Genomic DNA, 14,718 nt, shown 5'->3' on the forward strand with positions numbered 1-14,718 from the left:
TCAGTATTATTATTGGATAGTTTAACTGACAATCTCCCATTTTTTGATATTTTTAAAGTTTAAATGTCATACAAGCTTGAACTAAGCATAAATAGTTTAACCCTTAGCATTTACAGCCTAATTTATTAAAAATTTCTTCTTTTTGAAGGAGTGCAGAATAGATACCAATCAACGATAGAAATTGCGCAATCACATAAACCATAACATCTTCTTTGACATAGTCATTGGCGCTTGCTGTTCCCCATACCTGAGGGTAATATCAAAATTCAATTTATTTCCATAAATTAAGGAAGAAGCATGCGTTTTGATTTTCCGATTATCATCATTGATGAAGATTTTCGCTCTGAAAACACCAGTGGTTCAGGTATTCGAGAACTGGCTGAAGCTATTGAAAAAGCTGATATGAGTGTCATTGGTTATACGCATTACGGTGATTTAGCCTCCTTTGCACAGCAACAAAGTCGTGCATCGGGTTTTATTTTATCCATTGATGATGAAGAGTTTGGTAATGGTAGCGAAGAAGATGCGCAAGCAGTGCTGTCTGAATTACAAAAATTTGTTGATAACATCCGTCATCGTAACCCAGAAATTCCAATCTACTTGTACGGTGAAACACGTACAGCACGTCATATTCCAAATCAAATTCTGCGTGAATTACATGGCTTTATACACATGCACGAAGATACCCCTGATTTTGTGGCGAAACATATTATTCGTGAAGCTAAAAGCTACCTAGACAGCTTAGCACCACCCTTTTTTAAAGCACTCACCCATTACGCAGAAGATGGTTCGTACTCTTGGCATTGCCCAGGTCACTCAGGTGGTGTTGCCTTCTTAAAATCCCCAGTGGGCAGAATGTTCCACCAGTTTTTGGTGAAAACATGTCGCGTGCTGATGTATGTAATGCCGTAGAAGAGTTAGGCCAATTATTAGACCACACTGGCGCAATTGCCGCATCAGAGCGTAATGCATCCCGTATTTTTAATGCCGATCACCTGTTCTTTGTGACCAACGGTACCTCTACTTCTAATAAAATTGTTTGGAATTCGACCGTCGCCCGTAATGATATTGTAGTGGTGGACCGTAATTGTCATAAATCCATTTTGCACGCAATAATGATGACTGGCGCAATCCCTGTGTTCCTTATGCCAACGCGCAACCATTACGGCATTATTGGCCCTATTCCGCGCAAAGAATTTGAACCTGCAAGAATTCGCGAAAAGATGGAAAAAAATCCCTTTATTAAACAATTATTAGAAGACGATGCAATTTTAAAACCGCGTATTTTAACCATCACACAATCTACCTATGATGGTATTTTGTATAATGTAGAAGAGATAAAAACATTATTAGACGGTGAAATCGACAGCTTACATTTTGATGAAGCATGGTTGCCACACGCGGCATTCCATGACTTTTACGGTGATTACCATGCAATTGGTGAAGACCGTACACCTTGTGATAGCTCAATGGTATTCTCAACACAATCAACTCACAAACTATTGGCTGGCCTATCACAAGCTTCACAAATACTGGTGCAAAACGCCACTAATAATCAGTTAGATACTGACTTATTTAATGAAGCATATTTAATGCACATGTCCACCAGCCCACAGTATGCCATTATTGCATCTTGTGACGTAGTCGCGTCAATGATGGAAGCGCCAGCAGGTACTGCACTCGTTGAAGAATCATTAGAAGAAGCCTTAGAATTTCGCCGTGCAATGCGCAAAGTCGACGACGAATACGGAGATGACTGGTGGTTTAAAGTGTGGGGCCCTGATGATTTAACCGATGAAGGCTTAGACGAACGTGAATCTTGGGAGCTTAGAGCCGATGAAGATTGGCATGGTTTTGGTGCGATAGAAGAAGGTTTTAACCTGCTTGATCCAATTAAAGCAACCATTTTAACACCGGGATTAAACACAGACGGTGGTTTTAATGACACCGGAATTCCAGCGGCGATTGTTGCAAAATACCTAGCAGAACACGGCGTTGTCATTGAAAAAACAGGCTTATATTCATTCTTTATCATGTTTACCATTGGTATCACTAAAGGCCGTTGGAACACCATGGTAACGTCATTACAACAGTTCAAAGATGACTACGATAAAAATGCCCCGCTGTGGCGTATTCTGCCTGAGTTTATTGGCCAATTCCCACAATATGAACGCACCGGGCTACGTGATTTATGTAACCAAATACATCAGGTTTATACGCAACACGATGTAGCTAGGTTGACCACATCAATGTACCTGTCTGATTTAGTACCTGCGATGATCCCAGCGGATGCCTTTGCTAAAATGGCACACAAGAAAATTGAGCGTGTGCCAATTGATGAGTTAGTGGGCCGTGTTACCGCCGTAATGCTGACACCATACCCACCGGGTATTCCACTACTTGTACCGGGTGAAGTATTTAACGAAACCATTGTTAAATACTTAAAATTCGCACGTGACTTTAACCAACAGCTACCGGGTTTTGAAACCTTCATACATGGTTTAGTCGCAGAGACGCATGATGGTAAAACCACTTATTTTGTGGATTGCGTGTTGTAAAAATAAGCAAACCTAAGTGCTATTAAGCCCAAAAAGGCTGATAATATGATGATTATCAGCCTTTTTTAATGATAGACCAGATATGTTTATTTCAACTATGTAATCATATTCTCGATTGATTTAAAATCAGGTCACTTTAGCGAGGTTCATGCTTATCTCTTGGCGAACATGATCAGCAAGTTTGCGTGCAGCTGGCGTCAAAAAAGTAGGCTTTTGCACCAACCCAATTGAAGTAGTCGGTAAAGCAGGAAATCCATCAGCTTCTCTAAGAATACGTAATGTCGGTGGAACCAGTACTTAGTGACATAACTGAAACGGCAAGACCAGATTCAACAAAGGCTAAAATCCCTGCATGGTTAAACGTAGAATACGCTAATCGATAATTGATACCTGCATTCTCCAAACTCTGCTGTGCCCACTTCCCCCAAGTACAACCATTTTCTACAGCAATAGGCAATGGATCTTGCTCGTGGGTAAGGTTGTTTTTTGAACAGACCCACACCAAAGCATCGCTGTTCAATGATTCAAACCCTTGTTCATTGGCGTGTAAATTCACCAATGAAAAATCCAAGTCCCCACTTAGTGTATTGGCAATAAGTTGCGTACTACTTTCCGAACTTAAATTGATGTGAACATTCGGGTATTTTTCTGCATAACTGACTAATATTGGTGGCATCAACCTCACCATATAATCATCACACACACCAAATCGTACGTTACCATGTATTTCAGGATCACCTAAGGTCGACATCACTTCGTCTTGTAATTTAACGATTCTTCTTGCATACAATAAAAGGTTTTCGCCATGCGAGGTGAGCACCGAACGACGCCCTTGTTTCTCAAATAATGGTTGTTTTACAGTCTCTTCCAAACGCTTCATCTGCATACTTATCGCAGATTGCGATCGATGCACTGTTAACGCTCGCCTTGCCATAACTGCCTGTATCAGCAATCGCAATCAACGTGCGTAGCAATTCAATATCCAAATTATCTGACATGTTTTAATACCTAAGATTAATTGATGTATTACATCAAATGTATTCGTTTGTTAAATGTGTGTCAACCTTCTAATCTAGTTACGAAATCAATTAAAGGAGGTACATTATGAAAACATCATTAACAGTTTCAGCTTCAATATTGACGTTATTTTTAGTCGGCGGTGTCGTCGCGCAAAGTAACAAAGGGGAGAATACAGGGATAAACCATGCAGATTGTTTATCGCAAGAAGATGTCAATTGGCACACTGACCTTAGCAAGTCAGGTATTGCGCGTACTTGTACAAACAGTATTCTTCAACACAACCTTCAGCAGTTGAATAGCCTATGAATACTTCAAAATTCGGTGCCACTATCGGACAAAAGAAACGCCCTTATCAAGTGTTACTTAACCTCAAACAGAGTGTAAGTAATGCATTTGATACTCTTCAATACTGGCAAGAAAGAGCAGAACAACGGCATGAACTAAAAGGGTTAATAGAAGATGCTGATCGCCTCAAAGACATCGGTCTCTCTAAAAATGATGTAATAATTGAGGCAAATAAAAAATTTTGGCAGAAATAATAGGAAAGGAGCTATCTTAAAGTCGCCGAAAAGTAACTATAAACTTAGGCGACTTTGTTTGTTTAATAAAAAGGTAAAATCAGTCCGGTATCGTCAACTTATCTGCTTGAATCGACTAAGGTGTTGTGGTTAAGTGATTATGGCCACTAACTTTGAGTCCAATGTAGCATTTCCCTAGGGTGCAATGTGCCCCAAACGAGATAGAAATAAGAAATCTAGTTTTTAAATCGAGGTCTCCTCTTGAATAGATTTGGCCATATGATATATCACCGGCACTTTCTGAAAAATCAGCAAGGAAATTATCATAACGATTTTTTAGAAGCTCTTCCGTATAGATAGCTACTTTCTCCAGTGGATCTCCCTAACTTTAAGAAGGTTAAGGTTTGATTCCTCACCATTATATTTGAGCCAACCCTCCGTCAACTTGTAAATCTGAGCCTGTAATAAACGATGCAGATTCAGACGCTAAAAAGTAAATTGCTTTAGCAATTTCATTGGGCTCGCCAATACGCCCAAGCGGTGTACTCGATTTAACTGATTCAATAATAGAAGGAAGGTTATCTCCGAAGCCAAATTTATCAAATATAGGTGTTTCTGTAACACCAGGAGAAATTGTATTAACTCTTATTCCTTTAGCACCTAAATCATGAGCGAAAGAACGAGCAAGAGAACGTACAGAAGCCTTTGAAGCTCCATAAACTGACCAAATACCAGCCCCTTTTTGTGCTTGAATCGAGGAAACTAAAACCATAGAGGCTTTGTCACTTAGGTATGGTAATGACTTTTGTACGGTAAAAAAGACACCTTTTACATTCACGTTCATTGTTTCATCAAAACTGCTTTCAGTAACTTCTTCTATGTTTAGAGGCTTAGCTATACCAGCATTTGCAATAACACTATCAATACTGCCCCATTGTTCAAAACATGATTTATAAAAATTATCTAAATCATTTAAACACGCTACATTCCCTGAAAATATGAAAATATTATCAGGATCTTTAGTTTTAATATCATTTAATGAATCCTGCGATTGAGCGAAGATAGCGACCTTGTAGCCTTTTTGTAAAAATAGATTTGTAGTGGCAAGTCCTATACCTGAGTTCCCGCCAGTAATTGCAACAATACGTTTTTTCATCATGATTAACCTTAAATTAGAATTTGAGAATTAAGAGTATCTTTTTTCAAAACTTATAAATACACTATAATGCACGATATCCAATATAACGGAGGATTTGTGTTACAAAACCATATTAGTTCTTTTATTAGAAGTTACAGACAAGCAAATGGAGAAAGCCTTCAATCTTTAGCAAACCGTTCGGGGGTTAGTCGCTCAATGATTTCTCAAATTGAGAGCGAAAAAACCAGTCCAACGATTGTTGTTCTATCTAAGCTAGCCGACGCAATGAATATAAAAATTGGCGACTTAGTACAAGCACCTCATGACTCAATAAAGATAAAAATTTTTGAGCCAAGTGAAAATAATAAAATAAGTAATAAAAAAGCTCTTTTGTTTGCCATCAACTAATGACAAAGACGGGCAAGATCCCAACTGATTTTTATTACTTTCATTTTTCGGAATATGGAAAAACGGCTTTCTCTGCCAACATTCCAGGAGCAACTAAATATATCTGGCTAGAACAAGGAAAATTAACGATCTACCTTGTCAATGAAGTCGTGAATTTAAAGTCAGGGCAAATGACTTCCTTTAATGCTTCAACTCCTCATAGATTTGAAAGTAAGCATGGCGAGTTAGCTAAGGGGGTATTCTTAGTGACGTATGTCGCTATTGCTGGATAGACATAATGACTTCCCATTAAGGCGCTAGCCACTATCGTCGGTTAGTTTTTCAACCAGAGTAGATTAGTTTGTTTGGTCATATTTCTGTAGGATTAATCAAAAGGCTAAGTCGCTTTATGCCCTTAAGCGCGCTATAAAGCTAAGTAGCAAACACCCAAAAGTGAGATATGAAAGCTTTATCCAGAAAGTTTATAAAAATAACAATTCTGGCTCGGTATTGGGGCCAGCTAATAATCAAAGCAACAAAGCACTGTTTGTAAGATAGAGTAAGTTGCTAAACGGATGGGCTACTTTTATCCCCTACATCTAAAAGATAATAGGGAAAATGGTTGTCACCGAACAAAAATACAATGGCTGAACAATCAACATTGTTTGTTTAGCAACAGTTTTGCTCTATATCATACAATAAAATTTGTGCTTCTTTGTCTGCACATTGCTCAAAATATTCGTATAAAGTATTAGTCTGATGTCCAACAAAATTAAGATTATCGTTTTTAATTTTTTGTTGTAACGCAATCCTATCCTTAAAATAAACATGCCATTTTTGATCGCCCTTTCCTGCATTAAGATTACTCTCAAGCATTTCCATCAATCGATCTGCTTTTAAATCACAATCTAAACCGCAAAATGAAACATAACGATCTGTGGATTCGGCACTAACACTATTAAGTTGTACAGTATTATGATTATCGGATTTTTGTAACATACTACCTCCTAAAAATTAAATTATTTGAGGTTAGTATTTTATACGGTGCATTTATAAGCGTCTGTCAGCTAGCTGACAAACACTTATAAATTAGCTATTTTTATTAACTTTTCTTTATCAAGAATCAACAAAAAACCTTTTCCTTTACGCTCTAAAATACCGTTTTTTTGCAAATCTGAAATGATGCTAGATAAGGTTTGCCTAGAGGTACCAATTGATTGCGCAAGGAGCTCAGTGCTAAAAGGTAACTTAATTGAAAGCGAGGACATATTTTTTTCATCTTGCAACTGACTTAGCAAAAAACAAGCAAATCGAGAGCGCACATCTCTAAATGCTAAGTTTTCAATCGTATCAATACACCCAGATAATGTGCTAGATAACACACGTGTTACAGCCCCAACTAACTTAGGATGTTCCTGCAAACGTTGTGAAAAAGTACGTAAATCAGAAAAATAAACCTCGCTTTCTTCTATCGCTTCTACATAGGCTCGTGTATGTGTGCAATAAACATCACCCGCACTTAATAACGCTAAGGTAAATACTTTATCCTCATAACTTAAATAAACACGCAATGTACCTGAAACAATATAGAACACTTGGTTTTCTGGATCCTGTGGGTTACTTAATATTGTATTCAAAGAGATGCTACGTTTATGGAATCCAGATAATAAGGATTCAAACGTTAATACTGAATGATCAATAATAGGAATCATATATTTAAACCTTACAAAGTGTGCTTAAATAATTCAAATTGCAATTATAACGCCAACATATCTAGAATCTGATTTTGAAACGATTTTATCCCTTAAGTGTCCCCTTTAATAAATGCATAAATGACAGTTTGAGTATAGGTAGTATAAACCACCTATTTATCCATTAATCGTGAGCCATTTATTCAAAAATGCACTCAAATAAACGGATATGATATTAATTATTTCAATGTAAGATAAGCAAAGAATAGTTACTCAATAACTTGCGCTAAATTTTTTCCAAAAGTCTTAATTTTTGTCATGTATTTTTAGTTTTTAATGCCTACCACACTATGTGTGAACATGTTGGCAACAATTTTTATTGTTTTCTTTCGTGAAATAAACCGAGGAATTAATGAGGTTAAATAATTAACGCAACCAGGTATTACATATACGCGGTTTTTACCATATGCACTTAATGCTGAGCTCACAACTTTCTTGGGAGATGAAAACTTCATTTGTGATGTGTCAGCATTTGCTCTTTTCATAAATTTAGATTCGGTTACACCAGGACATAAAGCCATAACTCGAATATTTGTATCTAACAATTCACCTGATAAAGCTTCTGAGAAGCTTAATACGAAAGCTTTACATGCGCCATATATAGCTTGATAAGGCAAAGGTTGAAAAGATCCCGTAGATCCAACATTAATAATACCTCCACTATTTTTCTCCTTCATATGTGGAAGAAATAAGTGAGTAAGCTCGACAAGGGCATTCATATTTAACATCATCATTGTATTATAGTTTGAATAAGTTTCGCCTGAAAATTCACAGAACTTACCAAATCCAGCATTATTTATTAGAAAGTCGACTGATAGCCCCATGTCGTTAATTTTTGAAAATAGCAATTGGGCGCCAGCAGGTTCGCTAAGGTCTAAATCTATCGTTTTTACCCAAATACTTGGATTCTCAGATTGTAATATTTTAGCTAAATCAACAAGATCACTTTTTGTTCTCGCTGTGATTATTAAGTTTGCTTTCAGACTAGACAATTGATGAGCGAACTCTTTACCAATACCAGAAGATGCCCCTGTGATTAATACCGTCTTGTTATTGAAATTTAAATTTTCCATTATAAATATCTCCGTTGATAAGTTTAGAGATAAATATAACCCTTGCCCTTAAGGGTAAGGTCAAGAAAATTCTTTAATTAAATCAATTTTAAATTGATTTAATTTTATAATCTTAGACTGCAAGGCCTCCGATTCTTTTTTCAATTCGGTTATTTTGTCGTCGATATGGGCAGAAACAAGCGGGAGAGGAAGTTTTTGATCGGTAATTTTTTTAGATACAATATCTTTAAGCTCCTTGAGACTAAACCCTAGGGTTTGAGCTTGTCGAATCATACTTATTACCATTACGTCATGCTCGCTATAAATTCGATAAGTGCCGCTTCTTTTGGAGATGGTATTAATTCTATCGTTTCATAATGACGAATAGCCTTACGAGTAGCGCCTGTAAGTTCAGCAACTTGACCAATTAACAAAATATGAGCTCCAACATTAATTAATGTATAAACCGTATTATTAGACAGAATAATTCCATAACAACCACAGAAAATTAAAATTATGTGCCAACGTGTTATAAAAGTATAGCAAACTGTCTAAGGAAATATTTATTAATGGAATTAGATAACTTTCTATCTCTCTTTGTGCTCCATTGCAACTTAGAAAAAAGGCACTACTTAACACTGTTGAAAGAATAGTTACTTTGAAAATAATTTATTAAACAACTCTTCCGATTTTTGTAAACCTTCTTCCGTTAAAACAACAGATTTTGTTTTTCCAACCGGATTACAAATTAATCCCTTTTCAAACAACCTATTCGTTACCTCCCAGTCAACTTGTTTCCATGCTCTACATTTATCGTGCAAGGTGAGATAAAACAGAGCCAAGGTTGCATCATCAATTTTGTCTTCATCAATTTCCATAAAATACCCTCCGATAGATGAAAAATACGAATAACATGTAAAATATAAACCTTATCGTTTTCTATTTTGTAAAAATACAACAACTTCCCGATAATTAAAGTTGTTTAATTCTACCGGCTTTTTTCCTGATTCAGGAAAATCCTCAAGGCGTTCAACTTTATCAAATATTTTTGCCACCAATTTTTTAGCAGACAGAAAATTACTCAATGCAATATATTCAGCTATATCGTTTAATTCTTCAAGAGCAGGATTTGTCTAAATTATTTGAGCCATTTATTCATATCCTTTTTAGCTTCAATATTAGATTTGGTTTCCCCACAGCTTATTGCTTGTTCGCCTTTAGCGAAGGCCTCAAAAATTTGCATACGTTTTTGCATAAATTCGAAGTGCTCAAAATCGACAAGGTATGCTGATGGTTGACCATGTTCGGTAATTAATACAGGCTCTTTAGAAGAGTGAAATTCTGATAATATCTTCATTGCTTGACGTTTCAGTATTGTTTCTAATTCTACTTTCATAATAATCCCCGAAGAAAAATGTATCGCAATATTAGCCCTTGTGAGCTGTTTGGGAAATACAGTTGTAGAATTTTGATTTTCAGCCTAATGATTGAAAATCAAATACACATTAACCGGAATTTCATTCTTAATAGTATTCTCAATATTTTATAAGGTGATAAGTGTATGCTTCTTTTGTAGTTGAGAGATACATATCTTATAAAAATCGGTATCGAGTTTAACCGTCTTATCAAAATCAAAATATTCCAACTCACTTTCATTACTCACATTACCTAAATACAGCCAATGCGAAATAATATGAATACAACTTATATCGCTTTCTTCATTGTATTCTTTGATGCCAATAGCACCTGGGTATGGCCAACCTTTAATTTTAATGGGGGCTAAAGCCTGCTTCATGCGAATTTGATACATAAGTGGGTTTTCTTTACCGCAACAGATGCCTTTACATTTTTTAAGTTGATAAGCAAAACAAGGCCCTTTGCCTTTTTCTAAGCCCAGTTGAATCGCGCATAAATTATGTTCGTCTTTCAATTTACGCAGTGAATCATTTGCGCCTTTTCGTCCTTTATAGAGGCCATAGGTATTTTCTAATGACGCTTTTTTTGACTCAGTGCTTAGGCTGTTTATATCAATAATTTTGGGTGTCGAAACTGCTTCTTTAAAATCATCTTCCCAATACAGGGTGAACAGCGTTTTTTGTTTACGTAGCTTCCTGTTAAATAAAGGCGAACGCGACTTCACTAACTCTGACTCTAAAATCAACGCGCTAAACTCACCAGCAGTGACAATCCATTCAATATTGTGCACCTGTTGCGCGATACGCATTTCTCGGTCATGACGATAATCACTAGAGAAGTGAGAAATAACACGGGCTCTAATTTGTACGCTTTTACCCACGTATAATAAGTTACCACCTTCTCCATAGAATAAATAAACCCTAGTGTTCATTGGGCATTTTATCGAATAGTTCAGGGTTTAAATGAGGTGGAATACTAGAAAGTTTTTGCTGTGATTGCATGGCAGCTGAATACATTCTCCGCATTACAATCATCTATCATACGTGACACTAACTGCGGTAACGCCGCTGTATCACCCATTGCTCTATGGCGTGCATCACAGCTTAAATCAAAGCGCTTAATGATACTGTCAAGGTTATGCACTTTAAATTGAGGGTACATTTTTCGTGAAAGCTTAACAGTGCAAACAACTGGATACTTAAATTCGACACCATATTGTTTAAAGGCATTGCGTAAAAAGCTCACATCAAATCGGGCATTATGCGCGACAACAACATGCCCTTCAAACATCTCAATAATCGTCGGGATCAGCTCGTCTATATTCGGTGCATCAGCAACCATCTCCGGCGTAATATCGGTCAGCTTTTGAATCATCAACGGGATGTAAGTATCAGGGCAAACCAGCGATTGCCACTTATTTGTTACCACCCCATCTAGGGTTTGTACGATGGCAATCTCAGTAATACTATCTCGGGTTGGCTTACCGCCTGTCGTTTCAAGATCAACATAGGCCAGTCGACTAAAATCAACCATAGTTATGCATAACTCCTTAGTAAATTAACGTATCCAGAATTGAGGTTAAATATGTATACCCGTTACCAATCGAGATGCTTTGTTCAGTCGTTAGCTCGGACTGCAAGGCAAGGCGCAACGTGATGACAATGACTAGTCCTTATCGAATGTTGTAACGCAGAATTGCTTTTCGAGCTAGCGACCCACAGGGCAAGTTTTGAGGCAAGCATCTTCGTTGTTAGAAAGTCTTGATTGAACCAGTTAGATCTTCAACTTTCTGCCTAGAAGCTACTCACCTCACAACTTGCTGAACTTTGCATCTTGAATGGCAACGGGTATATACGAAGCTAAATAGCATTTCCTTCAACATATCGAGCAATAATATTGCGATCATCGCCAATATAGATAAATCGCTCTAATCTATCCTCCAGAGAATAGCGCTCAGATGTGAACTCATCATCTTCGATCACCAACGCATCTAAAGCATAGCCGTTTTCAAAACTGCCGGTTTTTCCAAAAAATTCACCGCCACCTTTAGTACCGAGATAAACCCCTTCTGAAATCGATATTGGCTTATCATCTGGGTGCTCTAAACTGTACAATTTAGATAACTGAATTGCTCTGACAACTGCTTCGTTCATGCCAATTTTATGGCCACCAGCAATATCACTTCCCAAGCCGATTTTCAGCCCCATATTTAAATATTGACGAATCGGCATAATGCCACTGCGAACATTGATATTGGAATCTGGACAATGGATTAAAAAAACATTGTTTTTTAAAGCTAATTCAATTTCCTCTTTCTCAAGATGAATCGCGTGTGCCATAACAGTTGGAGTTTGACCAAATAATTGATTTTGGTGGTAAACGTCTGAATAGTTTTTGGCATCATTAAAAAGCGCCTTAACCCAAGCAATCTCATCCGGGTTTTCACTCACATGCGACTGAACTGGTAGGCCATATTTAATGGCCAAATCTCCTAATCCTTTTAATAATTGCGATGTTGAAGTGGGCGCAAAGCGAGGAGTAATAACAGGCCGAACCAGTGGTTCATCCTTGTATTTATTAATTAAATACTCAGTTCCTTTTAAAGAACCTGCTGTAGATTCGATGATAAAGTCCGGGGCATTGGTGTCCATATTGACTTTACCAACAAGCGCACCCAGCCCTTTCTTCTTCAAAATTTCAAAAAGGATTTCTGTTCCTTGAGTCGAAGAGGATGCAAACATACAGGAACGTAAAGTGCCATAAGCGACTAATTTGTCGACAAAGGCTGTGTATACTTTTTCAGCAAACTCTGGGTTTTGATACTCCCTTTCTAAATCGAAGGTGTAATCTTCTAACCATTGCAAAAGCTGATGGGTCATTCCCACACCACATTGAGGGAACTGAGCAGCGTGTAAATGAAGATCAACAAATCCTGGAATAATTAAACGATTTCCATGATCAATGACTTGCTCATTTTGGTAGGTTTCCGGAAGGGTTTTAAAAATCCCCTTAATATATCCATCGACGGAAACAATAAAGCTATCGGCATAAACCTCAAACTTTTCTGCTACAGCCGTAAATACAATATTCCCCTTTAAGATCGTGATCTTTTGCATTTTCATCTTCCTGGATATTAATAAAAAATGGGACAAGCTAACAATCTTTAAAAATTCAGTTTAATGAAAAGTCCAACAAATCGCTATCCATAATCGAAGGCGCCCCTTTCGGCTTCTCCTATCAGCAAACGTAAGAAACAAACATAAGAAGCGAACGTAATTAGCAATATAGCTTGCGCCCTATTGTGACTTAAACTAGAACATAATTACTAAATAATGCAAAATGAAAGAATGACCCCATACATCTTTATAAACAGGGATTAAAAATGAAAAAAAGACACTATTAGGTGCTTCATTACTTGCACTAACATTTACATTAGCAGGCTGTTCATCAGCTTATTACTCAGCCATGGAAAAGGTCGGAATTCACAAGCGCGATATTCTTATTGACCGTGTTGAAGAAACAAAAGAGTCACAACAAGAATCGCAACAAGAGTTTCAATCCGCACTGGAAGGTCTAACCACTCTGATCGACTTTAAAGGTGGTGAGCTACAAAAGACTTATGACGCATTAAACGATGATTATCAGTCTAGCCTATAAGCGAGAAACGAAGTATCAACTAACATTGATAAAGTGGAAGAAGTAGCCAATGCCTTATTTGACGAATGGAGCGATGAGCTTGAACTCTATAAAAGTGCATCTTTAAAACGCCAAAGCAGTCAAAAACTAGCAGAGACACAGCGTCAATTTAGTACCCTTTTACGCTCGATGCGTAACGCTGAAAGCAAGATGGAGCCAGTATTAGCTTCTTTAAACGATAACGTTTTGTACTTAAAACATAATTTAAATGCGCGTGCAGTGTCAGAAATTAAAGGTGAATTCACCAATCTAAAACGTGATATTCAACAGTTAATGAGCGACATGAACGAATCAATTGACGAATCAAACAAGTTTATTAAACAAATGAATAACGGCAGTTAATCATTTAGTCATTTAATCAGCTTAATGAGCCTGCTAACTGTCTGAAAAACGCAGTAGCAGGCTTTTTTGTATTTAAAGGAAAGTAACCAATTGTATTTACAAAAGTAGAGCCCCGAGCGGAGTGAAAAGACTATTAATACTAATCACATTGAAAGACTTGCCCCCAACCAACCATCACGCCCCAATCATCTCAATAGTCTATTGCGTTACTTCACCTAAAAAATAACCGGCGCTTGGCCGGTTATCATTAACATTGATGACATTTAAGTCTTCTTAAAGATTATTTAGTTGGTGTGCGTTTAGCATCTAATCCTAAAAATCTATCAATTGATAAAAAGCCTGGCCCACGTGCAAAAATGACTAATAACGTTGCGACCCACCAAGACGCCGGGTTAATCCAATGATCTAAGGTTGGGAAAACGGCTAACTGAATAAACATCGTCATACCAAGAAGACCAAAGGTCGCAAAACGAGAAAACAAACCAATTATGAGCAATATCGGAAGTAGTACTTCTACAACACCGGCTACCACAGCTAATGACTCAATAATTGTTACCATAAGTGAACCATCGACATAATCTAATGTTTGAGGGTCACAAAGTAGTAAAGCGCCTTCTCTTATTGGTTCTGGGCAGAAAAACTCATATTTAAACAAGTCGTATTTATCTACATTAAACTGTAAAAAACCATCCCATTTGCTTAAACCTGAATCTAAGAAAACTTTGGCTACCATAAAGCGCAAAGAAAATAGTGCTAAAGGCTCTAAATACTTTGATAATTGCTCGCCCATTCGTACGTACAACGATTGTAACTTCTTGACCATATCCATGTTTATTCCTT

At 37.2% G+C, this 14,718-nt stretch carries 18 protein-coding genes and 3 pseudogenes; 6 read left to right on the forward strand and 15 right to left on the reverse strand.

The features are described 5' to 3' along the window. Positions 1-411: 411 nt before the first annotated feature. Positions 412-2,555, forward strand: a pseudogene (locus tag ACLKMH_RS21775) (Orn/Lys/Arg decarboxylase N-terminal domain-containing protein); the annotation flags it as partial. A 268-nt stretch (positions 2,556-2,823) separates the two neighbouring features. Here ACLKMH_RS21775 and ACLKMH_RS21780 read toward each other — a convergent pair. Next, positions 2,824-3,444, reverse strand: coding sequence for a LysR family transcriptional regulator (locus ACLKMH_RS21780; RefSeq protein ID WP_413699934.1), 621 nt, complete (start codon positions 3,442-3,444; stop codon positions 2,824-2,826). Further along, entirely contained in the window at positions 3,398-3,556 is a 159-nt protein-coding gene (locus tag ACLKMH_RS21785; protein WP_413699935.1) for a hypothetical protein, read from the reverse strand. Before ACLKMH_RS21785 ends, ACLKMH_RS21780 begins: the two co-directional genes overlap by 47 nt. A gap of 106 nt (positions 3,557-3,662) precedes the next feature. On the opposite strand from ACLKMH_RS21785, the gene ACLKMH_RS21790 reads away from it, so the two are divergent. Together ACLKMH_RS21790 and ACLKMH_RS21795 are read left to right on the forward strand one after the other, a co-directional pair. Next, on the forward strand, positions 3,663-3,884 hold the full coding sequence (locus tag ACLKMH_RS21790; RefSeq protein ID WP_413699936.1) for a hypothetical protein: 222 nt from the start codon (positions 3,663-3,665) through the stop codon (positions 3,882-3,884). Then, positions 3,881-4,117 carry a DUF1127 domain-containing protein gene (locus tag ACLKMH_RS21795; protein ID WP_413699937.1) on the forward strand — a complete coding sequence of 79 codons (237 nt, stop codon included), beginning with the start codon at positions 3,881-3,883 and terminating at the stop codon, positions 4,115-4,117. The genes ACLKMH_RS21790 and ACLKMH_RS21795 overlap by 4 nt, the downstream gene beginning before the upstream one ends. Positions 4,118-4,514: 397 nt before the next feature. Here ACLKMH_RS21795 and ACLKMH_RS21800 read toward each other — a convergent pair whose 3' ends face one another. Then, the gene (locus ACLKMH_RS21800; RefSeq protein ID WP_413699938.1) at positions 4,515-5,255 is read right to left on the reverse strand and encodes an SDR family NAD(P)-dependent oxidoreductase; all 741 of its coding nucleotides are present in this window, start codon (positions 5,253-5,255) and stop codon (positions 4,515-4,517) included. A 96-nt stretch (positions 5,256-5,351) separates the two neighbouring features. On the opposite strand from ACLKMH_RS21800, the gene ACLKMH_RS21805 reads away from it, so the two are divergent. Further along, positions 5,352-5,642: a helix-turn-helix domain-containing protein gene (locus ACLKMH_RS21805; protein ID WP_413699939.1), complete on the forward strand. Its 291-nt coding sequence runs from the start codon at positions 5,352-5,354 to the stop codon at positions 5,640-5,642. Continuing rightward, positions 5,642-5,914 (forward strand): hypothetical protein, encoded by a 273-nt coding sequence (locus ACLKMH_RS21810; RefSeq protein ID WP_413699940.1) that lies wholly within the window; start codon positions 5,642-5,644, stop codon positions 5,912-5,914. The genes ACLKMH_RS21805 and ACLKMH_RS21810 overlap by 1 nt, the downstream gene beginning before the upstream one ends. Before the next feature lie 376 nt (positions 5,915-6,290). On the opposite strand, the gene cowN is transcribed toward ACLKMH_RS21810, so the two are convergent. The 11 genes and pseudogenes from cowN to ACLKMH_RS21865 all read right to left on the reverse strand — a co-directional run bounded on the left by cowN (position 6,291) and on the right by ACLKMH_RS21865 (position 12,956). Continuing rightward, positions 6,291-6,620 (reverse strand): N(2)-fixation sustaining protein CowN, encoded by a 330-nt coding sequence (gene cowN / locus ACLKMH_RS21815; protein ID WP_413699941.1) that lies wholly within the window; start codon positions 6,618-6,620, stop codon positions 6,291-6,293. 83 nt (positions 6,621-6,703) lie between these two features. Continuing rightward, positions 6,704-7,333: a Crp/Fnr family transcriptional regulator gene (locus ACLKMH_RS21820; RefSeq protein WP_413699942.1), complete on the reverse strand. Its 630-nt coding sequence runs from the start codon at positions 7,331-7,333 to the stop codon at positions 6,704-6,706. Between the two features lie 305 nt (positions 7,334-7,638). Then, positions 7,639-8,445 (reverse strand): SDR family NAD(P)-dependent oxidoreductase, encoded by an 807-nt coding sequence (locus ACLKMH_RS21825; RefSeq protein ID WP_413699943.1) that lies wholly within the window; start codon positions 8,443-8,445, stop codon positions 7,639-7,641. A gap of 60 nt (positions 8,446-8,505) precedes the next feature. After that, positions 8,506-8,730: a MerR family DNA-binding protein gene (locus ACLKMH_RS21830; RefSeq protein WP_413699944.1), complete on the reverse strand. Its 225-nt coding sequence runs from the start codon at positions 8,728-8,730 to the stop codon at positions 8,506-8,508. After that, a complete protein-coding gene (locus ACLKMH_RS21835; protein ID WP_413699945.1) occupies positions 8,730-8,858 on the reverse strand; it encodes a MerR family DNA-binding transcriptional regulator in 129 nt (42 codons plus the stop codon). The genes ACLKMH_RS21830 and ACLKMH_RS21835 overlap by 1 nt, the downstream gene beginning before the upstream one ends. Before the next feature lie 219 nt (positions 8,859-9,077). Beyond that, the gene (locus tag ACLKMH_RS21840; RefSeq protein WP_413699946.1) at positions 9,078-9,302 is read right to left on the reverse strand and encodes a DUF6429 family protein; all 225 of its coding nucleotides are present in this window, start codon (positions 9,300-9,302) and stop codon (positions 9,078-9,080) included. Then, a pseudogene (locus ACLKMH_RS21845) lies at positions 9,278-9,527 on the reverse strand (type II toxin-antitoxin system RelE/ParE family toxin); the annotation flags it as partial. The gene ACLKMH_RS21840 and the pseudogene ACLKMH_RS21845, both read right to left, overlap by 25 nt. Before the next feature lie 35 nt (positions 9,528-9,562). Then, on the reverse strand, positions 9,563-9,820 hold the full coding sequence (locus ACLKMH_RS21850) for a type II toxin-antitoxin system Phd/YefM family antitoxin (protein WP_413699947.1): 258 nt from the start codon (positions 9,818-9,820) through the stop codon (positions 9,563-9,565). Between the two features lie 147 nt (positions 9,821-9,967). Beyond that, positions 9,968-10,720, reverse strand: a complete 753-nt coding sequence (locus ACLKMH_RS21855; protein WP_413699948.1) for a hypothetical protein — start codon at positions 10,718-10,720, stop codon at positions 9,968-9,970. A 95-nt stretch (positions 10,721-10,815) separates the two neighbouring features. Next, positions 10,816-11,373, reverse strand: a complete 558-nt coding sequence (locus tag ACLKMH_RS21860) for a PolC-type DNA polymerase III (RefSeq protein WP_413699949.1) — start codon at positions 11,371-11,373, stop codon at positions 10,816-10,818. Positions 11,374-11,699: 326 nt separating this feature from the next. Further along, complete coding sequence (locus ACLKMH_RS21865) at positions 11,700-12,956, reverse strand: amidohydrolase family protein (RefSeq protein ID WP_413699950.1); 1,257 nt, start codon at positions 12,954-12,956, stop codon at positions 11,700-11,702. Positions 12,957-13,215: 259 nt separating this feature from the next. Here ACLKMH_RS21865 and ACLKMH_RS21870 point away from each other — a divergent pair. Beyond that, a pseudogene (locus ACLKMH_RS21870) lies at positions 13,216-13,878 on the forward strand (DUF2959 family protein). A gap of 280 nt (positions 13,879-14,158) precedes the next feature. Here ACLKMH_RS21870 and ACLKMH_RS21875 read toward each other — a convergent pair. Further along, positions 14,159-14,707, reverse strand: a complete 549-nt coding sequence (locus ACLKMH_RS21875) for a DoxX family membrane protein (RefSeq protein ID WP_413699951.1) — start codon at positions 14,705-14,707, stop codon at positions 14,159-14,161. Positions 14,708-14,718 lie beyond the last annotated feature (11 nt).

Source organism: Psychromonas sp. KJ10-10 (assembly GCF_047323245.1).
Classification (GTDB): Bacteria; Pseudomonadota; Gammaproteobacteria; order Enterobacterales; family Psychromonadaceae; genus Psychromonas.